Source organism: Emticicia sp. CRIBPO, from assembly GCF_009905725.1.
Lineage (GTDB): Bacteria > Bacteroidota > Bacteroidia > Cytophagales > Spirosomataceae > Leadbetterella.
Window position 1 is genome coordinate 132,514 of sequence record NZ_JAAAKV010000012.1, and the last position, 19,373, is coordinate 151,886.

Sequence of the window (19,373 nt, forward strand, 5' to 3'; positions counted from 1 at the left end):
TAAAATAGAGCCGCAAAGATAGTCAGCCCGAAATAAAAATGGTAATAATATTTCATCCCATGGGAATTTGAAATTATTTTGCATCGAATCTGACCCATTATAAAGCCTAATGTCAACTAATTACATCAATTTCTTCAGCATTTTGCTGTATTTGTCTCTTTCTGCCTATTTGTTTCTAAAAAAAACTACGTCGGTTACGCCACGTCTGTTTGCTTTATTATTATTTCTCCATGCCGTTTCCAATGGCATTGTCTCATTTAATAATTCTGAATATGTAGCCTCATTCCCTTATCTGATTCACAGCGGTCTGATCCTGAAATTTCTTTGGGGACCCCTGCTTTTTCTTTTTGTAGAGAGTTCATCAGGCAAAAAAGAGCACAAACCCTGGCGGATCCTGATACATTTCCTTCCCTTTCTTTTTGCCCTGTTATTTTTCAGCTACCAGATTTTAACGGTGGGCTTAAAAAACCTGTCAGAATATGCCTCAAACAAAGACTACCTCTTTAAAAAGTATACCCTCTTTAATTTTGCTGTGTACATCCAGAATGTCTTCTATATCTTTTTGTGCCTGCTCAGGCTGGTTAAGCACCGTCTCGATATCAGGCAAAACTACTCCAATCTGCAGAAAGTAAGGTTTGACTGGATCTTTAATACCCTGGTGTTCCTGGCAGCTGTACATTTCCTGATCCCTTTTATGGTCTATTACCTTGATATGGGCTATTTCAAGAACCTGTACATCGTCAACATACCGATAGTCTTTTATGTAGCATGGCACATTCTCAGAAAACCCGGAATGTTCGAAAAAGAAATTATCATTGCCCCGGTTCCGGAAAAAGACACCACTACCGTACTGCAGTATGATTATGAAGATCAGGCCGTGATACTTACCAAACTGATGGAGGATAAAAAGCCATTCCTCAATCCTGAGCTGACTTTGAAAGAACTGGCCGATTATCTGGAGATTCCGGCTTACCAGCTCTCGGAGATACTCAATAAGGGATTAAATAAAAGCTTTTACGAATTTGTCAATCACTACCGTATCGAAGAAGCAAAAGAGAAGCTGGTCAGTCCGAAAAACGCCAATCTGACCCTGGAAGGCATAGGTTACGAGTGCGGATTTAATTCCAAATCCACTTTTTATGCCATTTTTAAGAAATATACCCAGTACACGCCTTTGGAGTTCAGAAAGGCCCAAGACATTCATATTGAACAGATTACGATTCCGGACTCCCCAAAAAGGTGTCCGAACTTATAAATTCAGACAATATCAGCCCTTTTCGGCAATCTGGAAAGTATATTTTTGTGGCGGTTAGATTTCACTAAATGTTATGTTTATGGTCATGAAAACTTTTACAAAAACATTATTCCTATCCCTCTCATTTTTTTGGATCCCGGGATTTTCGCAAATCAACCCTTAAAGAAAAAGTAAAGCCATTTCGCAACCAATGGTCTTTGCCGGTTTTGACAATACTTATCCTGAAATGTACGGGATAAGTATTGACATACTGATTTCTTCTCCTGTTGCACTTCTTAACTACAGACAAAAAAGACCAGTATTTTCACCTGAAGGATTCCGGCTTAATCGTTACTTTCCATAAACCATCCTTTTGTCGTACTCCGAAAACAGATCATGTCAGAGATGCCGCTTTATATTTTGATGAATAATTTCTTTTTATACATCCAGTACAGCACCCACCATTCCACTGCCAGGATCACAAATCCGCTGACCAATGTGTGATACGACTCTCCGAAAATCATATCGTATTTCTGACTGATATTGGTCTTAAACGATTCATCAATAAAATCATTTACGGTATGTGCGAGCACATAAGCGGCAATAGAATTCATCCCGATGATTTTCAGCCAGTCAAATGCTTTGACATTCCCCCTGATATCCACCACAAAATAGAACAGAGCTAAAAACAAAAAGCAAAGTCCGCCGCTGAATAAAACCCAGGTAGGGGTCCAGATCCGCTTCACATTCGGGCATATGCCCAGAACATTCAGCAGAACACCCGCTACGACCAGACCTAAACCCAGGGTTAGAAATTTCCTGATTTTATCACTCCCCGGTGACTCTTCCTTTAACAGCTTACCGGCTATCAGACCAAGTATCATCGTTCCCAAAGTCGGGATAAAACTCAGGGTTGAATAACCTCCGCCGTTGTTAAAAAATTCTTTGGTCCTTGGAAAAATATTCATAAACCAGCGATCAAAAGCCCAGGCAAAATTAGTGTTCCTGTTCCAGTGAGCTGCAAAACCCTGCAGGTTATGTTCCCAATCAGGGGCGGTTCCGGCCAGGGCATAATCAAACGCCGGACCGGGAAGCGGATATAAGGCAAAAGCGAGCCAGTAACCTACCAGTATAACAGCCAAAGCAGCCACCTGGACCTTCAGCGACCTGAAACCCAGGAGAAATAAAAAGGGGTAACCCAAACCAATCTGAGAAAGTGTATCTTCAAAAGTCCAATTGGTCATTTCCCTGCCCATCGACCGGAGAAAAACACCCAGCAGGATCAGGATCAGCGAACGCTTCAGTGTATGTAAAAACAAATCGGAGAACTTCCCTCCCTTAGCCACACGCCCCGCAATCGAAAAAGGGAGAGCCACTCCTACCAGGAATGAAAAGGAAGGTTGAATGAGGTCATGCAGAGAGCAGCCCACCCAGGGCACATGAGATTGATGAAAAGAAAGAAATTGCCAGAAACGGCTGTCAGGAACTGCCCTGGAGACTTTTGAAAACTCAAGAACTTCAGCCATCATCAGGAACATCACGAAACCACGGTAAACGTCAACAGAGGCCAGCCTTTGGACAAAGGGAGCGGAACTTTTGGTCATAGAAAAGGGTAATTTGAATAAATGATATTCAAATATAGAAAAAAACCAAGAAAAGTTTGAATGAAGCCGTATTATTGAAGTTCTCCGTCGAAATATCTAAAGGGCTTTGAACACTTTCAGCCTGACATTGTCATTAAACTTCCTGGAATTAAAAAACTTGTCGCGGTTTTGTATGAGCGTCAGAGCGGCCTGAATGATCAGAATCCCTTTGATGGAATTGGGGTTTTTCCAGGGTTCAATGTTAAAATAGACCCAGTCATAGGCTAACGGCATTAAGGCCGCCGTGCTGGTCCAGGATATACCATGACGGATGCCTTTCCTGACCGGTCGTTTGTAATATCTTTCAACGTCATTCATCCCGAAGGTAAAATACTCCAGGTGCCTCACGCTTTCATCGTATTTTAAGATAGTAAAGGTGCTGTCTGATATTTCCCAGATTTCATCTTGAAAAATCACGCCTTCTTTCGTCCTGAACCGGAAAACATCCCCTTCATAAAACCTGACCCGCCTGCCTGTTTTGAGGTGATCTACCACCAGGAAATTCTTTTTGTCCTGAATGGTTTTAAACTGGGTGGCATTATTTTTCTCCAGCAGCTTCTCAACAGGAACAGCCTCTTTCTTGTGGGGATCCTGAGCAAGAGTCATCAAAGGAAGAAAAAGCAAAACCAGGAGTTTTTTAAAATTCATTACAAAAAGGTTTGTTACTTATCCTTAAACGACACACCACCGGAAACTATTATTTTCATAACCTCAGCACTTGAGATATTCAGCATTTCCACCTGGGCTTTGGGCACAATAAACATGTCGCCCGAGAAGGCATAACTGTGCGGACAATAAACTGAAACCATGTTATCAAGCCCGATATCTGAGAGGTCTTCCTGGGTAATAAACCCGATTTTTTTGATATTGAATTCACCGTTGAGAGTGACAATCACCGCCTGTTTAAATTTCCGTTTGTCGCCCACAAAAGCCGAGATCAGGTCTTTAAAAGCAGAATAAAATATCCTGACAAAGGGCAGATTCTTGATCCCGTTTTCAAGCCAGTTCTGGATCGTCTGGGGCAATAAAACCGTAAATACAAACCCGATAACAATAGTACCCCCTATAACTATAAAGAAGCCAAGCCCCGGAATAAAGAACTCCTGGTTGGAATTAGCCAGCGGAAACCTGATCCTCACCAGGCTGTCCACAAAGTCGAATGCACTGTAAAGAATGAGTATGGTGAATCCTACAGGGGCTACAAACAGCAAACCCCTAACAAAATACGACAGTAATCTGTTAAATATCTTTCTGAAATTATCAGACATCAGCTTATGGTTTAAATCAAAGGTTGTTTACCTTCTTGTCTTTAGGGTATTTAACAGTATATTTCAGATTTAGTTCTCTGCTTTGTGCAGGCGGAAGGGTAACTTCCCAGGTTACCTTGCCCGTGGCTTTGTCATACTGGGCACCGTCAGCTTCTTCCAGGCTTACTTCTATGGAACTGTCCTGCGAAACCGGAACCTGGTCCTGTACGATGACCGTCACGGGTTCAGATTTGGCATTCCTGATGGTGGTTCTGTATCCGAATGACTCACGGATAGAAGAGCCCATCGATTTACGGGCTTTATAATTCTCAATTTCTTCTCTTTTTGAAGTAATCTTCTTGTCTCTTCCCAGGCTGAAGATCATTTTCTCTTCAGTGCCAACGCCGGCTACCCTGCTTTTCCCGATAAATGTATCTTCAAAGTAAACGTTTGCTTCACCCGGAAGTAAATTATACTTCTCCCACTCAGTCACCTCCGTGGTCAGGAATCCGTCTGTGTCCAGCTTGGGAAGGATATAATTACTGAATTTGGAAGGCAATGAATAATTCCTGATCTCCACCAGCTCAGGGTTTCCGCCACTTGGTATAGAATAAGGCAGGTCAATCTCAAAATTGACAGATAAAGCCGACTCCACCACCCTGGTATAATCAGCCGTACTCTGAACCTCCATCAGAGGCTCGGATCCGGCAGCCGGAGCAGGTGCCATAGTTAAAACTTTTGACTCCACCCTGGCCGCTCTGACGTTATCAGAATAGACCGGCTGAGGCTCGAAAATGGACAGGAACTGCGGATATAATTCAGGTTTCTGACCACCTTCAGACGGATTGGAAGTCGAAAGGGTGAGTTTCACATTACTCCAGTCAATACCCGTATTCTGATAAACATTCGCACGGTAAGCCATCAGAACCGGGCTCGTTGTATTTTTAATCCTGACATCATAACTCGGATACCAACCCACATTATTGACCACATAGGAAAGTGACAAAGCGGCACTCACGGGGCCTTTGGCAGAAACAGCCAGCTCAATTTCACCGGTCGGGAGCCTGCTTCCGGGATTCGATGCCAGTTGTCTTTCCAGACGCAGTTTCTTTTCCTTCAAGGGAGCCAGCTGACGGGTAAGCTGTAGTTTCCTCGTACCCAGCTCTGTTAATTTGGTCCTGAAAAAGTCGATCATTTCTTTAAAGTCTTCAGGCACCAACCCGTCCTTATCACTTTTAACATTTGAATTGGCCATCACCATACGCTCTTCATTGGCCACTACGCCCAGGAGCATGTCGATATTTTCAATTTCAGTACCTACTATGGCGATGGAATCCTGGATGGCACTGACTTTCTTATTCGTGAGATTGGTCCTGTATTTTACACTTAAAATGACAAAATCGCCCTTCCCTCCTACTTTGATACTGTTCTGATCGATTGTGGAAGCGATATCATCCAGAATAACTTTGGAGTTTCCTGCCATGATGTTGACAGTGGCTGAGGCATCAATCTGAGCTTTGGTCTGAAAAACGGTTACATGGTCAATTTTGGGACTGATCCTTTTACTGGTCTGACCGAAAATCGATCCGTATAACCCAAACAATAAAACCAGAATTGATAAATGTTTCATGATATTTTGTGTATTTACTCCTTAAAAAGTACGCATTTTCAAATAAACGCAAAAAATCAAAAAATACATCAAACAACAGATAATCTTTTTTGACCAGGGCAATGAATTGCACTTTATTTAATAATTTCGCACCGGAAGCCGAAAAAACCTGTTCATTAAGATAACCGGGTTCCGGACATCCTCTAAAACAAGAAAGCATGTATTCATCTGAAAAAGTCAGAAAATTCACAGAAAAAATATTCAGGGCCATCGGATGTTCCAACCGCGATGCCAGACTGGCAGCCGATGTCCTGGTCAATGCAGACCTCAGGGGGGTAGACTCTCACGGTGTAGCCCGGCTGGCCGGTTATGTCAGGTTATTTGACCACGGCAGGTTAAATCCGAAACCGGAAATCAAAATCATTCATCAAACCCCGAGTACAGCGGTTATCGACGGCGACAAAGGCCTTGGCCTGGTAGTGGCTCCGTTTGCCATGAAAATAGCCATAAAAAAGGCCCAAAGGGCAGGTTCTGGGTGGATTTCAGTGCAAAACTCAAATCATTTTGGCATTGCCGGTTACCACGCCATGCTGGCGTCTGACCAGGACATGATCGGATGGGCGATGACCAATGCCGCTCCGCTCGTTGTCCCGACATTCTCAACAGAAAAATTATTAGGCACCAACCCCATAGCTCTGGCCGTTCCTGCCGAAACGCAACCCGCTTTCGTAGCTGATTTTGCGACAACGGCGGTAGCTTACGGAAAAATGGAAATCCTTCAAAGAAAAGGCCTGGACGCTCCCTTAGGATGGGTACAGGACGAAAAAGGTCTCCCGACTGCCAATGCCAATGCGGTAAAAGAAGGAGGCGGATTGCTTCCCCTGGGTGGTGACCGTGAGCACGGAAGTCATAAAGGATATGGGCTGGGAGCCATTGTAGATATACTTTCCGGGGTTTTATCCGGAGCCAATTTCGGGCCATGGGTCCCCCCGTTCGCCACCGCAGGCTTTCACGGGGTGGCAGCAGAACAGGTCGGTAAAGGCACAGGCCATTTTCTGGGAGCCATGAGGATAGACGGTTTCAGATCAAAAGAAGACTTCAAGAAAAGCATGGACGTGTGGATCAACCGTTTCAGATCAGCCACACACATTGACGGAGAAAAAGTACAGATACCCGGCGACCAGGAAAGGAATTTTATGGCCGAAAGACTCGCAAACGGCATTCCGTTGAACGAAAAAGTAGTGGAAAGCCTTGAGGAACTGGGCCAAAGATTTAAAATCAGGTTTTAAGATCAGCATATTTAAGACTATCATATGAAAAATGTCAATATAGGACTGGTTCAGATGTCGTGTTCAGCCGACGTTGAAGCCAACATCCAAAAAGCAGTTAAAGGAATTGAAGAAGCGGCCGCCAAGGGTGCCAACATCGTTTGTCTTCAGGAGCTGTTTACCTCTCTTTATTTTTGTGATGTGGAAGATCATGAAAATTTCAAACTGGCAGAAGCCATCCCCGGCCCTACCACAAGCACCATGGAAGAGCTGGCTAAAAGGCTGAATGTGGTCATCATTGCCTCTCTTTTTGAAAAAAGAGCCCAGGGACTTTACCACAACACCACCGCCGTTATCGACGCCGACGGCAAATACCTTGGCAAATACCGCAAAATGCATATTCCGGATGATCCGGGTTATTATGAAAAGTTCTATTTCACTCCGGGTGACCTCGGATATAAGATATTCGAAACCAAATTTGCCAAAATAGGTGTACTGATCTGCTGGGACCAGTGGTATCCGGAAGCCGCCAGGATCACTTCACTGATGGGAGCTGAAATATTGTTTTATCCGACCGCCATAGGCTGGGACGAAAGCGAGACCAACCCGGTTATCAACCAGGAACAACACGATGCCTGGCAAACCATACAGAGGTCTCATGCAGTAGCCAACGGCCTGTATGTAGTATCTGTCAACAGGGTGGGTAGTGAAGCCGGACAAAAATTCTGGGGAGGTTCATTTGTAGCCAATCCGCATGGCCGCCTGCTTTACCTAGCTTCGCATGATCAGGAAGAGGTACATGTAGAAAAAATAGACCTGGATCAGACAGAATACTACCGGACCACCTGGCCGTTCCTCCGTGACCGCCGCATAGACAGTTATCAGCCGATTACGAAACGGTTTATTGATAGGGATTGAGAAAGTCTTGAATGCCTCAATAAAAAATAATTCTGAATGAGTGAACGAGGAGATATTCCTTCGTTCACTCATTCAAGACTCATGATTGCTTAACAACAAACAACTTAATCCCTTCTATCTTTTTAATGATTACTTTTTCGTCGGGCAGAAGGCTGTTCAGGCTGTCTGAAAAGGCCATCCATTCTGACCCGCGGTAGAAGACCTTGCCTTCTCCGCCCACAGGAATCTCCACAGAAACCCTCGCATGTTCATCAATAAATTCTGTGTAGGACCCTTGCTCTTTGAGAAAGAGTTCCTTGAATTTTTTCCGGAACAATACCAGGGAAATGACGGAGCTGAAACAAAAAACGATCAACTGGGCACTGGTTTCATCCAAAAGCCCCAGGTAACTGAATACCGCCGTAATAAAAGCCCCTACGCCGAAAAATATAGAGTAGAACGAAGTGGAAAATATCTCCACGATGAGCATAATCACGCCCACAATAACCCAGATGGTAACGTTCGATAAGTCCATAGTTTTACAATTTAAAATCTTACTTATTTGGTCTCCTGTTGTTTGATCACACTCATGGCAGTAGCAATTACCGCCGAAACGTCAGCCAGGTTGGACGGCAAAATCATCGTATTGGTTGATTTAGCCAGTTTACCAAACTGATCGATATAATTTTCAGCCACTTTCAATTGTACCGCTTCCATACCACCTTTCTCTTTGATGGCAGAAGCCACGAGACGGATACCTTCAGCGGTTGCTTCTGCAACGGCCTTGATCGCAGAGGCTTCACCTTCGGCTTTGTTGATCTGCTGCAGCTTCTGAGCTTCAGATTCCAACACCACACGTTCTTTCTCACCTTCAGCCACATTGATGGCAAATTGTTTTTTACCTTCAGATTCCAGGATAACTGACCTTTTTTCACGCTCAGCCTGCATTTGTTTCTCCATGGCTTGTAATACCGTGGTCGGTGGCGTAATGTTTTTGATCTCATAACGCAGGACCTTCACACCCCAGCCGATAGCGGCTTCATCGATGGCGGCCACCACAGCCAGGTTGATCACCATACGCTCTACGAAAGTTTTGTCAAGGTCAATCTTACCGATCTCACTACGCATGGTCGTCTGAGCCAGCTGGGTAACTGCAAATACGTAGTCGTTGATACCGTAAGAAGCCTTTTGGGGATCTACCACCTGGAGGAATATCACACCGTCAACACGCACCTGCACGTTGTCACGCGTAATACATATCTGTTCATGAATGTCATAAGCCTGTTCTTTCAAGCCGTGTTTATAGGCTATTCTGTCAAAAAAAGGAATGATAAAGTTGATACCGGGCTGAAGGGTTCCGGTAAATTTACCGAGACGCTCCACGATATAAGCTTTTTGCTGAGGCACAACTTTTACGGCCATCATAATGACCACGACCACTAAAAGGGTAATTGCTAAAGTAGGGTACATAAGAATATATATTTAAATTAATGGATTTTACAAAGATAGCATTTTTGGCCAGATTACCATCGGAAATTGGGACAAAACACCCTTTTCCCGTTTAAATCAAGGCAAAAGATTTACAAGCGGAAGAACAGGAACGGGCGGCACAAACCGGATTAATGCTGCGTAAACGTAAAATTATTAAAATATTATCAGACTGTTAAATCGCTTTTCTGAACTAAAAAACTTATTTTCATGACTTTAGCACTGTTATTCAAAATAGAAACACTAATTTTGTACCCAAATAATACAATTAAAATAATTACAGTAGTGATACTGCAAGACCAATGAGAAAAAGAATTCAAGAAAAAGATTCTTCGAGGGGAGAAAAAGGAAGAAGTACAGACAGAAGAAGACCGGAAAACAGGGGACCTAAAGACGGTGCTGCTACAGCAAAAGGAAAGCCGTTCGGAAAAAATGACCCGTTTAAGAAAGATGGTTTCAAACCAAGAGAGGCGGGAGCAAAACCATTCGGAGAAAAGAGAGAAGGCGGATTTAAGCCGAGAGAATCAAAACCATTTGACAGGAAGCCTTTCGGATCAGACAACAGAGGCGGTGACAGAAGAGAAGGCGGATTCCAGCCACGAGAATCCAGATCATCCGACAAAAAACCTTTCGGATCAGACAACAGGGGTGGTGACAGAAGAGAAGGCGGTTTCCAGCCAAGAGAAGCCAGATCATTCGACAAAAAACCTTTCGGATCAGATAACAGAGGCAGCGACAGAAGAGAAGGCGGTTTCCAGCCGAGAGAAGCCAGATCATTCGACAAAAAACCTTTCGGATCAGATAACAGAGGCGGCGACAGAAGAGAAGGCGGGTTCCAGCCACGAGAATCCAGATCGTTCGACAAAAAATCTTTCGGAACAGATAGCAGAGGCGGCGACAAAAGAGAAGGTGGCTTTAACAGGTCATCAGATTCAAGAGATTCACGTCCATTCGACAAAAAACCTTTCAGATCAGATAACAGGGACAGCGATAAAGAAGCAGGCGGATTCCAGCCGAGAGAAAGCAGGTCATTTGACAAAAAACCTTTCAGCCCGAGAACAGACGACAGATTCTCAAAATCTGACGACAGGGCTTCTTCAGATTCCAGATCAAAAGAATTCCAAAACAAAAGCACCGGAAAACCAGCTTTCTTCAAAGGCAAAGCCCGTGAAGAAAAAGAAGGTGAAAATTCTGAAGCATTGGATGCCCGCAGAGAAAAGCTTTCTGAGAACAGACAGACCGGCTTAACCTATGCTCCTAAATATGATGAAGATCGTATGAAGAAGCAATTGCCTCCCAAAGTCCTTAAGAACATCAAAGAAGAAAAAGACGGCACCATCAGGCTCAACAGGTACATTGCCAACGCAGGTCTTTGCTCCAGGAGAGAAGCCGATGAGTTTATTTCAAGCGGTCAGATTACCGTCAACGGGAAAGTGATCGACGAAATGGGCTATAAAGTGCAGCCAAGTGATGTGGTCAAATACGGCCGTAAAATACTTAACCGTGAAAAAATCGTTTATGTGCTTCTGAACAAGCCGAAAGATTTCATTACCACAACCGAAGATCCGGAAGACCGTAAAACAGTAATGGAACTGGTAGCCAAGGCATGTGAAGAGAGAATCTACCCGGTAGGTCGTCTTGACAGAATGACAACAGGCTTACTTTTACTGACCAACGACGGCGAACTGGCTGACAAACTCTCCCACCCTTCCAACGGTATTAAAAAAGTGTACCAGGTTGAACTGGATAAACCCATCACCCAGGAACACTTTGATATGATCCTGGCGGGTATTGAGCTGGAAGACGGCCAGGTAAAAGCCGATGACCTGGGCATTATTACACCTGACGGAGAAGTAGTCGGTATCGAAATCCACAGTGGTAAAAACAGGATTGTAAGAAGAATTTTCGAGCATCTCGGTTATGAAGTACTTAAACTTGACAGAACCACTTATGCAGGCCTGACCAAAAAGGATTTGCCAAGAGGAAAATGGCGTTTTCTGACGGAAAAAGAAGTTATCAGACTAAAATATATGATTTAATTTTTTTAATTTGCGATGCAAATCCTTTAAAATCAATTACAAACAATGGAAGAGAATAAAAAAGAGATCGAAGATAATGCTGCTGAACTGGCAGACAAAGGAAAAGAAACCGTAGAACAAGCAAAAGCCACTGCTGAAAGCGTGAAAGATGCTGCAGAAGCCAAAGTTGAAGAAGTTAAAGAAGAAACTGCCGCTAAAGTTGAAGAAATCAAAACTGAAGCTGCGGAAGCCGTTGAAGAAAAAGTAGCTGAAGTAAAAGCAGCTGCCGAAGAAGCTAAGGAAGAAGTTTCTGCTAAAGTAGAAGAAGTTAAAACTGAAGCTGCGGAAGTAGTGGAAGAGAAAGTGGAAGCTGCCAAAGAAACTGCCGAAAGCGTAAAAGAAACGGTAAGTTCGAAATTCGAAGACCTTAAAAATGACGCTGCAGAAGCCTTGAGTGATATCAAAGCCAAAGCCAGCGAACTGGTTAACGAAGAAAAAATCAAAGAAATCAAAGAAGATGCTGCTGAAACTTTAAACGACGCGAAAGCAAAAGTTAAAGAGATCGCCGGTGAAGCCGGTGAAGCATTCAATACCGCCAAGGCGAAAGTTCAGGAATTGGTTAACGAAGAAAAACTGAATGAATTCAAAGCCGAAGCTTCTGAAAAATTTGAAGACCTTAAAGAAGATGCTGAAGAAGCCATCAACAAAGCCAAAGTAAAGGCTTCTGAGCTGGCTACTGAAGCTGAAGAGGCCGTTCAGGAAGTAACCAAAAAGACAAAAGGATTTTTTGCCAGATTATTCGGTAAATAATACTGCCTTCAGAGCATAAAAAAAGAATCCCGGTCACCCGGGATTCTTTTTTTATATGCGATATATACTTTAAAATCAGCAGTTTTCCACATTCAACCCTGTTTTACAGGTATTGTCAAGAGAAAGACTCATATAATCACCAAAGAATATAGAGAAGACTCTCGAAAAGAAATCAGTAACCAATCCGACGATAGAAGTTGAAATGGTTTTGGTCTCGATTTCAGCTTCCGGGCTTTTCACCATCGGCAACTCCAGCATCCTGCCTTTCTCAACAGCATTACTCACGATCGAATGCTGGTTTTTCCCTTTGGCTAATGAGTGACTTTCTGTAAAGCCGATAGCCGAAGCATTAAGAGCGGTCAATGAGATCAGGAAAAATAAGAAGAACTTTTTCATAATTGTTGATTGATAAATTACTTTGCAAAGATATATGTTTTATTTAGTATTATGCAATACAAAGTACTAATTTTTTTTCAATTTTTATTTTCCGGTCTTTTCTGTTCATTCAGGGATTCCTCCTTATCTCCCCCACTCTTTCCTGCTTTTTATCAGATAGATACCCTTTTAGATATCCCGTCATCCCCTTGTGCTACGATCACAAAGTAAACACCCGGATCTGCCTTTTTAAGCTTGATCTGACCTACATACTCTCCTTTGAAAGCCTTTATTTCAGATTTTGAAACCACATTTCCTTTAAGGTCCACCACCGTAATGTTCACATCTCCTTCTTTCAGGGCATAGAATCTCACGTTGAGTGTTTCCACATCCGGGCGGTTAGGGAAAACATCGAGTGAACGGATCGGGGCACCGTCAACTGCCGAAAATACGTGGTCATCCCAACGGTGTATCTGTGGTAATTGTTCTATTCTCCTCGGCAGATCGGCGTAAACATCCTTCATGCGTTCGGAGAATTTGTCGATATCAAATTCAAAATCGTTTGAAAAACTATTCGAATCGAAATTACCACGTCTTTTATAAACACGAACCCTTGGCTTGTGTTCAAAGGTAAAATCATCATTGTCAAGCTCTTCAGAATCTTCATCAATCATGATCTTCACCTTTCCGCCTTTTCCGTGTTTTATACCCAGAGAATCCTGCAGATGATCAATCATGTCGCTCTTCTGATCTTCAGACATTCCTGAAGCATCGATTTCCTTTTCGAACACCTCTTTTTTGCCATTAATGTTCTTTTCCACCTTAACCTTGATCTTTTCTTTCTTCTGCTCTGTTTTCTCCTGAGCAAAAGCCACTCCGGCCAGCAACAAGCCGCCGCTTAGTAATACCAATGACTTTTTCATTTTGATAAATTGTTTTAAGTTTAGCCCAATGACCCTGCGTTTTGCATATAGTTGCATGGCGGCCGGATTTAAAATGTTAATTTTCGTTAAAAACGGGAGCAGCCTGCAGCACAACTTTCCTCCTCCTCTATAGTCCTGATAATCAAAACATACCGGAGGTAAGCTCTGCTGAAAATGACATTTTTCAGCAAATAATTTCCCGGGATGCGATTGATCTGTTATTTTTGATCTGACCGAAATACGTTGTCCCCTTTTTCTGCGTTAAAACAAGAAAGCCAATTCATCATGAAAAACTCCCGGATATACATCTTATTCCTATTCTTCACTGTCCTGTTTTCTGCGTCGGGATTAGAAAGTTTTGCCGCCACACCTGCTGCAAAAACCGAAATCAACCAGGGTGGCAAGAGAAAAAAGAGCGGGAGGTACAAAAAGAAAAACGGCTTTTTCAAACGCCTCTTCAAAGGCAAAAATGCCTGCGATTGCCCTAAGCATAAATAATTATATTTTTTCAAGTTGTCAGATTAATATAAGCTACTGGTTTATAGCCGTTTGCGTATATTTTCAATTCTGCCTGCCGAAACTTTTTTTGTATTCTTCTAATTTCAAACCTATTTTTGGGTAAGTTTTTCAATAATTCAGAGTATCACCTTTAAAATAGGTCTTCAAACGGCCGAAATTCGTAAAATGAGTGTTCTTGTAAATAAAAATTCAAAAATTATTGTTCAGGGATTTACCGGCTCGGAAGGTTCATTTCATGCCGGACAGATGATCGAATATGGTACCAATGTTGTAGGTGGCGTTACTCCGGGTAAAGGTGGACAGACTCACCTGGATTGTCCGGTTTTCAATACCGTGGAAGAAGCTGTTCAACAAACCGGTGCAGATGTTTCTATTATATTCGTTCCACCGGGATTTGCTGCTGATGCCATCATGGAAGCTGCTGATGCGGGTATTAAAGTAATCATCTGTATTACTGAAGGAATCCCTACCAAAGACATGATCACTGCCAAATCTTATATTCAGGGAAAAGACGTAACGCTTATCGGGCCTAACTGTCCGGGTGTTATCACTGCCGGTGAATCTAAAGTAGGTATCATGCCAGGTTTTATTTTCAAGAAAGGCACTATCGGTGTGGTATCCAAATCAGGTACATTAACGTATGAAGCTGTGGATCAGCTGACCAAAGCTGGCTTAGGTCAGACAACCGCTATCGGTATCGGAGGTGATCCGATCATCGGAACAACCACCAAGCAGGCTGTGGAGCTGCTGATGAACGATCCTGAAACTGAAGGCATCGTTATGATCGGAGAAATCGGCGGAGGCATGGAAGCTGAAGCTGCAAGATATATTCAGGCTACCGGCAACAAGAAACCTGTTGTAGGCTTTATCGCCGGCCAGACAGCCCCTAAAGGCCGCAGAATGGGTCACGCCGGAGCTATCATCGGCGGAGCAGACGATACTGCTGCTGCCAAGATGGCTATCATGAAAGAATGTGGCATTTTTGTAGTGGAATCACCTGCTGAAATCGGTGAAACCATGTTGAAGGCATTAGGCAGAGCATAATAGCTGTATAAGATAATATGGCCGGTTCACGCCGGCCTCTTTTATTTATTATCAGAAACTTAAGTTAGAAAAAAAGATATATTTTTTAGCTTATCCTTTGCAAAAGCAATATTTATTCGTATTTTTGCACCCCAATTAATAGAGGAATTTAGAAAAAATTTTATTCAATGGCAAATCATAAGTCAGCATTAAAGAGAATCAGATCGAGCGAGACTAAACGTCTTAGAAATCGTTTTCAACATAAAACTACACGTACGGCAATCAGAAAATTGCGTCAGACAACTGACAAAGTGCAGGCAGAAGCCTTGTTAAAAACTGTTTCTTCAATGGTAGACAAGTTGGCCCGTAAAAACGTGATTCACAAAAACAAAGCAGCTAACCTTAAGTCTTCATTGACTAAGCTTGTTAACCGTTTAGCAGCCTAATTTCTGCGAAAAGAAATTCGTAAGCCACCTGTTTATTCAGTTGGCTTTTTTTTGTTTTACACCACCATCCGACACAATGAAAAATCCGCATTCCAATGCCATCAAAAACTGGGCAGAAGAAGATCGCCCACGTGAAAAACTCAGAGACAAAGGCAAGTATGCCCTCACTGAAGCCGAGCTGATCGCTATCCTGATCGGGTCAGGCAATGCTGATGTTTCCGCCGTTGAACTGTCCAGGCAGATCCTGGCCAGTGTGGGCAACGACCTCCATGAGCTTGCCAAGTTATCAACGAATGATCTCATGAAGTTCAAAGGGATCGGAGAAGCCAAAGCCATCTCCATCGTATCGGCTCTTGAACTGGGCCGAAGGCGAAAAGAAAGTGAGTACAAAGGCAAACCACAGATCAGCGGCTCCCGGGACGTTTACAATTACTTCAAACAGTTTCTGCTGGACCTTAAACATGAAGAGTTCTGGATTCTGCTGCTCAATAAAAGGAACGTCATCATCAAAGAAGTAAGGATAAGCTCAGGCGGTGTATCCGGCACCTTCACAGACTCTAAACTTATTTTCAAACACGCCCTTGAGAACCTTGCTACCTCGCTGATCCTGGTGCATAACCACCCTTCAGGAAATAAAAATGCCAGTCAGCAGGATAAGAGCATTACCAAAGGCCTGGTAGCCGCCGGTAAAATACTCGAAATAAATGTAACCGATCACATTATATTTACCGATAATGGGTATTTTAGCCTGGCCGATGCCGGCATGATGTAAAAACTAAAACAGATGAATGAATTTCAGGAGATAACACAAAGTGAATTAGAGAATTACCTGAAAGAAGAAAATACGGTTCTTCTTGACGTCAGGGAAACATGGGAATTCAGAGATTTTAATATCGGGGGAATCAATATTCCGCCACATGAGATAACCGACCATGTAGAAGCCCTTAAGAAATACAATCAGATCATTGTAGCCTGTTCAAACGGCACAAGAAGCAGTATAGTGGCCCGCTTGTTAACGAAGAAATTACCGGAGGTTAAAATCCTCCACCTGGAAGAAGGTATATTTTAAATGAAAATGGCGGCCATTAAAGCCGCCATTTTTCTTAGTATTTTCTTTCTTTTTTCACCAGCCATTTGCCCGTTAAAAACGACAGCACTAACAATGAAACAAAGAATAATATCGGAACCCAGGTTGGAAATTGATAGCCAAACATAGTATATAAGATTTTTTTGAATTAATATATGTCACAAAAATACAATAAAAATAATTAGACGATAAGCTTTTTCTAAAAAATTTCCGTCAGACTTTTCAGGGCCAGTACACTCATAATCCCAACCACCGTCCACCCTCCTATGGTCAGCAATATGGGATGCTCATAGTTCATCACAGATTTCAACTTCCTGGTAGCCAGCAAAACGATGGCCAGGCCTATGGGCAAAATAAAACCGTTGATATATCCTGCAAAAATCAGGAGCTTCACCGGTTTACCGAAAACCAGGTAAACAGTCAGGGAAACAAGGATAAACACCACAATGATAATTCTTTCATTCTTATCAAAAAAAGGATGCAGGGATTTCAGAAATGAGACGGACGTGAAAGCCGATCCGATAACCGATGTAATGGCCGCAGACCACATCATCAGCCCGAAAAACCGCTTGCCCAGTTCACCGAAAGGAAACTCAAAAACCGAAGAGGTCGGGTTGGACTCCAGTAAAACACCGCCTGCCAGAATAACACCCAGGCTGGCCAGGAAAAGGAAATACCTGATCAAGGCTGTAATCAATATTCCTGAAAAAGCACTTTTAGTAACTTCCCTGAGATTCTCTTTGCCGGTCATTCCTGCATCAATAAGCCTGTGGGCTCCTGCAAATGTAATATAGCCCCCTACTGTGCCCCCCACCAGTGTAATGGTAGCTTTGGCATCAAACACCTCAGGTATAAACGTACCGGACAAAGCCGCTCCGTAAGGCGGGCCTGACTGATAACAAACCATAATGATCAGGATAATCATAATCACACCCATGGCTCTCACAAAAATATCGAGCGTCCGCCCGAAATCTTTGGCTATAAAAAGAATGATAGACAGAACAGCCGTAATGAGGCCTCCATAAACAGGAGGAACGTCCAGCAGCGACTCCAGACCTAATCCTGCCCCGGCTATATTACCTATATTAAAGGCCAGCCCTCCGAAAACGATCAGGAAAGCAAGGAAATGCCCCAGATAAGGGAAAAACTGATTGGCCAGGTCCTGGGCCCTCAGGTTAGAAACCGTCAGCACTCTCCAGATCGAAGTCTGGGCCACAATATCCAAAATAATGGAAAGCAGAATGACAAACCCAAAACTGGTCAGTAACTGTTCCGTAAAAACGGTGGTCTGGGTCAGAAAACCGGGACCAATGGCAGAAGTAGCCATCAAAAATGCTGCTCCTATCAGGGCAGAGTTCTTTTTATTCATTTTCAGCAGGTTGGGTAATTACAGTTCAAAAACCGGATAAAACTACTATAAAAAAATTAACATTGGCATTACAGGTCAGATAATAAGGTCTGAAGGGCAAAAACATCTTAAATTTATCAAAAAACAAAGAAAAAATAAGGATAAAAAGCTGAATTCAGGCATACGTAAGGCCAATAAAATATTCGTAAAATTCAATTTGGCATCATTTTTTCTTCGTTTCTTAATTACTTTCTTTTGTCTATTCAATCAATGAAATTATCCACAGTTTTGACGACAATCCATAATTTTTAATTTATTTTAGTAAATTTTTAATATCATCTCTGAAACATAGTCTCTAATCCCGTATTTATGCGTCCTTTAATCATCACTGCAATTGTAATCGTCTTACTCATTTTAGGCAAAATATTTTTCTTCAGTTCAGAAGAAAAAGGTGGTCCACAAGGTGGAAAAGGTGGCGGACCAGGTGGTCCTGGCGGAAAACAGCCCCCACTGCCGGTAAGCACCATTTTAGTAGGTATTGACCAATCCGACAAAATTGTATTTTCTTCCGGTACTTCCATCCCTAATGAAGAAGTAGAGATCAGAAGTGAAATATCAGGCAGAATTACAAAACTGACCATCAACGAAGGTTCATTTGTTCAGAAAGGACAGCTGATCGCCAAAATCAGGGATAATGATTTTGTAGCCCAGCTAAAGAAAATCGAAGTCGAAGAGAAACTGGCGGCACAGATCGAAGCAAGACAAAAGAAATTGCTTGAAATCAACGCCATCAGCAAAGAAGAATACGAGATATCACTGAACAGGGTGAGTACGCTTGATGCAGATAAAGAACTGATCAAGGTTCAGTTGGAAAAAACGGAGATCAGAGCCCCTTTTTCAGGCAGAATAGGGTTTAAGAACATCTCTGAAGGAGCCTATGTGACTCCTGCCACCGTCATTGCCAACCTGGTTCAGACCAACCCTATCAAAATTGATTTTGCTATCCCTGAAAAATATTTATCATCTCTGAAAAACGGACAAACCGTTAGTTTTCAAATTGACGGAAGTAACGAAACATTTACTTCAAAAATCATCGCTATTGACCCGAAAATTGATGCTGTTCTGAGGACCCTTAAAGTAAGAGCCATCACTCAGAATCCGAGAAGCCTGTTTTTACCGGGTATGTTTATTAAAGTAAACCTTAACCTGGGCAGTGAGCAATCTATCATGATCCCTTCAGAAACCATCATCCCGGTACTGGAAGGAAAAAAAGTATTTGTGAAGCGTAATGGTCTGGCAGAAGAGGTTATGATTGAGACCGGCCTGAGAACCGACAAGAAAGTGCAGGTATTGAAAGGACTTTCTATAGGTGATTCTTTAATAACGACAGCATTAATGACATTAAAACCAGGTGCTCCTGTGTTTACTAAAAAATAAT

General features: G+C 42.8%; 20 protein-coding genes. 10 read left to right on the top strand and 10 right to left on the bottom strand.

From position 1 onward, the window contains the following. Positions 1-109: 109 nt before the first annotated feature. A complete protein-coding gene (locus GVN16_RS22350; protein WP_166566176.1) occupies positions 110-1,255 on the top strand; it encodes an AraC family transcriptional regulator in 1,146 nt (381 codons plus the stop codon). A gap of 392 nt (positions 1,256-1,647) precedes the next feature. Here the strand turns inward: GVN16_RS22350 and GVN16_RS22355 are convergent, their stop codons facing one another. The 4 genes from GVN16_RS22355 to GVN16_RS22370 form a co-directional block, all read right to left on the bottom strand. After that, positions 1,648-2,838, bottom strand: a complete 1,191-nt coding sequence (locus GVN16_RS22355; RefSeq protein WP_310587460.1) for a DUF5009 domain-containing protein — start codon at positions 2,836-2,838, stop codon at positions 1,648-1,650. Positions 2,839-2,934: 96 nt separating this feature from the next. Further along, positions 2,935-3,525, bottom strand: a complete 591-nt coding sequence (locus GVN16_RS22360; RefSeq protein WP_166566177.1) for a hypothetical protein — start codon at positions 3,523-3,525, stop codon at positions 2,935-2,937. Between the two features lie 14 nt (positions 3,526-3,539). Then, on the bottom strand, positions 3,540-4,145 hold the full coding sequence (locus GVN16_RS22365; protein WP_166566178.1) for a DUF502 domain-containing protein: 606 nt from the start codon (positions 4,143-4,145) through the stop codon (positions 3,540-3,542). A gap of 16 nt (positions 4,146-4,161) precedes the next feature. Continuing rightward, positions 4,162-5,754 carry a DUF4139 domain-containing protein gene (locus tag GVN16_RS22370; RefSeq protein ID WP_166566179.1) on the bottom strand — a complete coding sequence of 531 codons (1,593 nt, stop codon included), beginning with the start codon at positions 5,752-5,754 and terminating at the stop codon, positions 4,162-4,164. A 197-nt stretch (positions 5,755-5,951) separates the two neighbouring features. On the opposite strand from GVN16_RS22370, the gene GVN16_RS22375 reads away from it, so the two are divergent. Further along, a complete protein-coding gene (locus tag GVN16_RS22375) occupies positions 5,952-7,022 on the top strand; it encodes an Ldh family oxidoreductase (protein WP_166566180.1) in 1,071 nt (356 codons plus the stop codon). Positions 7,023-7,046: 24 nt separating this feature from the next. Beyond that, complete coding sequence (locus GVN16_RS22380; protein WP_166566181.1) at positions 7,047-7,919, top strand: carbon-nitrogen hydrolase; 873 nt, start codon at positions 7,047-7,049, stop codon at positions 7,917-7,919. Positions 7,920-7,998: 79 nt separating this feature from the next. Here the strand turns inward: GVN16_RS22380 and GVN16_RS22385 are convergent, their stop codons facing one another. Beyond that, positions 7,999-8,433, bottom strand: a complete 435-nt coding sequence (locus GVN16_RS22385; protein ID WP_166566182.1) for an NfeD family protein — start codon at positions 8,431-8,433, stop codon at positions 7,999-8,001. Positions 8,434-8,456: 23 nt separating this feature from the next. Continuing rightward, positions 8,457-9,368, bottom strand: a complete 912-nt coding sequence (locus GVN16_RS22390; protein WP_166566183.1) for an SPFH domain-containing protein — start codon at positions 9,366-9,368, stop codon at positions 8,457-8,459. A 320-nt stretch (positions 9,369-9,688) separates the two neighbouring features. Between GVN16_RS22390 and GVN16_RS22395 the strand changes: the two genes are divergently transcribed. Both GVN16_RS22395 and GVN16_RS22400 read left to right on the top strand, forming a co-directional pair. Further along, positions 9,689-11,425: a pseudouridine synthase gene (locus tag GVN16_RS22395; protein WP_166566184.1), complete on the top strand. Its 1,737-nt coding sequence runs from the start codon at positions 9,689-9,691 to the stop codon at positions 11,423-11,425. Positions 11,426-11,470: 45 nt separating this feature from the next. Next, positions 11,471-12,214, top strand: coding sequence for a hypothetical protein (locus GVN16_RS22400; RefSeq protein ID WP_166566185.1), 744 nt, complete (start codon positions 11,471-11,473; stop codon positions 12,212-12,214). A 75-nt stretch (positions 12,215-12,289) separates the two neighbouring features. Here the strand turns inward: GVN16_RS22400 and GVN16_RS22405 are convergent, their stop codons facing one another. From GVN16_RS22405 to GVN16_RS22415, 3 genes are all read right to left on the bottom strand, one after another. Next, positions 12,290-12,610, bottom strand: coding sequence for a hypothetical protein (locus tag GVN16_RS22405; protein WP_166566186.1), 321 nt, complete (start codon positions 12,608-12,610; stop codon positions 12,290-12,292). A 152-nt stretch (positions 12,611-12,762) separates the two neighbouring features. Next, entirely contained in the window at positions 12,763-13,512 is a 750-nt protein-coding gene (locus GVN16_RS22410; RefSeq protein ID WP_166566187.1) for a T9SS type A sorting domain-containing protein, read from the bottom strand. Positions 13,513-13,860: 348 nt separating this feature from the next. After that, positions 13,861-14,004, bottom strand: coding sequence for a hypothetical protein (locus GVN16_RS22415; RefSeq protein ID WP_166566188.1), 144 nt, complete (start codon positions 14,002-14,004; stop codon positions 13,861-13,863). Between the two features lie 192 nt (positions 14,005-14,196). On the opposite strand from GVN16_RS22415, the gene sucD reads away from it, so the two are divergent. From sucD to GVN16_RS22435, 4 genes are all read left to right on the top strand, one after another. Further along, complete coding sequence (gene sucD / locus GVN16_RS22420; RefSeq protein WP_166566189.1) at positions 14,197-15,075, top strand: succinate--CoA ligase subunit alpha; 879 nt, start codon at positions 14,197-14,199, stop codon at positions 15,073-15,075. A 167-nt stretch (positions 15,076-15,242) separates the two neighbouring features. Next, positions 15,243-15,500 (top strand): 30S ribosomal protein S20, encoded by a 258-nt coding sequence (gene rpsT, locus GVN16_RS22425; RefSeq protein ID WP_166566190.1) that lies wholly within the window; start codon positions 15,243-15,245, stop codon positions 15,498-15,500. A 76-nt stretch (positions 15,501-15,576) separates the two neighbouring features. Further along, positions 15,577-16,272, top strand: a complete 696-nt coding sequence (gene radC / locus GVN16_RS22430) for a RadC family protein (protein ID WP_166566191.1) — start codon at positions 15,577-15,579, stop codon at positions 16,270-16,272. A 12-nt stretch (positions 16,273-16,284) separates the two neighbouring features. After that, positions 16,285-16,569: a rhodanese-like domain-containing protein gene (locus tag GVN16_RS22435; RefSeq protein WP_166566192.1), complete on the top strand. Its 285-nt coding sequence runs from the start codon at positions 16,285-16,287 to the stop codon at positions 16,567-16,569. Positions 16,570-16,786: 217 nt separating this feature from the next. Here GVN16_RS22435 and GVN16_RS22440 read toward each other — a convergent pair whose 3' ends face one another. Then, on the bottom strand, positions 16,787-17,956 hold the full coding sequence (locus GVN16_RS22440) for an NRAMP family divalent metal transporter (protein ID WP_166566193.1): 1,170 nt from the start codon (positions 17,954-17,956) through the stop codon (positions 16,787-16,789). A 348-nt stretch (positions 17,957-18,304) separates the two neighbouring features. On the opposite strand from GVN16_RS22440, the gene GVN16_RS22445 reads away from it, so the two are divergent. Continuing rightward, positions 18,305-19,372 carry an efflux RND transporter periplasmic adaptor subunit gene (locus GVN16_RS22445; protein WP_166566194.1) on the top strand — a complete coding sequence of 356 codons (1,068 nt, stop codon included), beginning with the start codon at positions 18,305-18,307 and terminating at the stop codon, positions 19,370-19,372. Position 19,373 lies beyond the last annotated feature (1 nt).

Coding starts and splice junctions, on each gene's coding strand:
- GVN16_RS22350 (WP_166566176.1), top strand. CDS start 110: ATGTCAACTAATTACATCAATTTCTTCAGCATTTTGCTGTATTTGTCT.
- GVN16_RS22355 (WP_310587460.1), bottom strand. CDS start 2,838: ATGACCAAAAGTTCCGCTCCCTTTGTCCAAAGGCTGGCCTCTGTTGAC.
- GVN16_RS22360 (WP_166566177.1), bottom strand. CDS start 3,525: ATGAATTTTAAAAAACTCCTGGTTTTGCTTTTTCTTCCTTTGATGACT.
- GVN16_RS22365 (WP_166566178.1), bottom strand. CDS start 4,145: ATGTCTGATAATTTCAGAAAGATATTTAACAGATTACTGTCGTATTTT.
- GVN16_RS22370 (WP_166566179.1), bottom strand. CDS start 5,754: ATGAAACATTTATCAATTCTGGTTTTATTGTTTGGGTTATACGGATCG.
- GVN16_RS22375 (WP_166566180.1), top strand. CDS start 5,952: ATGTATTCATCTGAAAAAGTCAGAAAATTCACAGAAAAAATATTCAGG.
- GVN16_RS22380 (WP_166566181.1), top strand. CDS start 7,047: ATGAAAAATGTCAATATAGGACTGGTTCAGATGTCGTGTTCAGCCGAC.
- GVN16_RS22385 (WP_166566182.1), bottom strand. CDS start 8,433: ATGGACTTATCGAACGTTACCATCTGGGTTATTGTGGGCGTGATTATG.
- GVN16_RS22390 (WP_166566183.1), bottom strand. CDS start 9,368: ATGTACCCTACTTTAGCAATTACCCTTTTAGTGGTCGTGGTCATTATG.
- GVN16_RS22395 (WP_166566184.1), top strand. CDS start 9,689: ATGAGAAAAAGAATTCAAGAAAAAGATTCTTCGAGGGGAGAAAAAGGA.
- GVN16_RS22400 (WP_166566185.1), top strand. CDS start 11,471: ATGGAAGAGAATAAAAAAGAGATCGAAGATAATGCTGCTGAACTGGCA.
- GVN16_RS22405 (WP_166566186.1), bottom strand. CDS start 12,610: ATGAAAAAGTTCTTCTTATTTTTCCTGATCTCATTGACCGCTCTTAAT.
- GVN16_RS22410 (WP_166566187.1), bottom strand. CDS start 13,512: ATGAAAAAGTCATTGGTATTACTAAGCGGCGGCTTGTTGCTGGCCGGA.
- GVN16_RS22415 (WP_166566188.1), bottom strand. CDS start 14,004: ATGCTTAGGGCAATCGCAGGCATTTTTGCCTTTGAAGAGGCGTTTGAA.
- sucD (WP_166566189.1), top strand. CDS start 14,197: ATGAGTGTTCTTGTAAATAAAAATTCAAAAATTATTGTTCAGGGATTT.
- rpsT (WP_166566190.1), top strand. CDS start 15,243: ATGGCAAATCATAAGTCAGCATTAAAGAGAATCAGATCGAGCGAGACT.
- radC (WP_166566191.1), top strand. CDS start 15,577: ATGAAAAATCCGCATTCCAATGCCATCAAAAACTGGGCAGAAGAAGAT.
- GVN16_RS22435 (WP_166566192.1), top strand. CDS start 16,285: ATGAATGAATTTCAGGAGATAACACAAAGTGAATTAGAGAATTACCTG.
- GVN16_RS22440 (WP_166566193.1), bottom strand. CDS start 17,956: ATGAATAAAAAGAACTCTGCCCTGATAGGAGCAGCATTTTTGATGGCT.
- GVN16_RS22445 (WP_166566194.1), top strand. CDS start 18,305: ATGCGTCCTTTAATCATCACTGCAATTGTAATCGTCTTACTCATTTTA.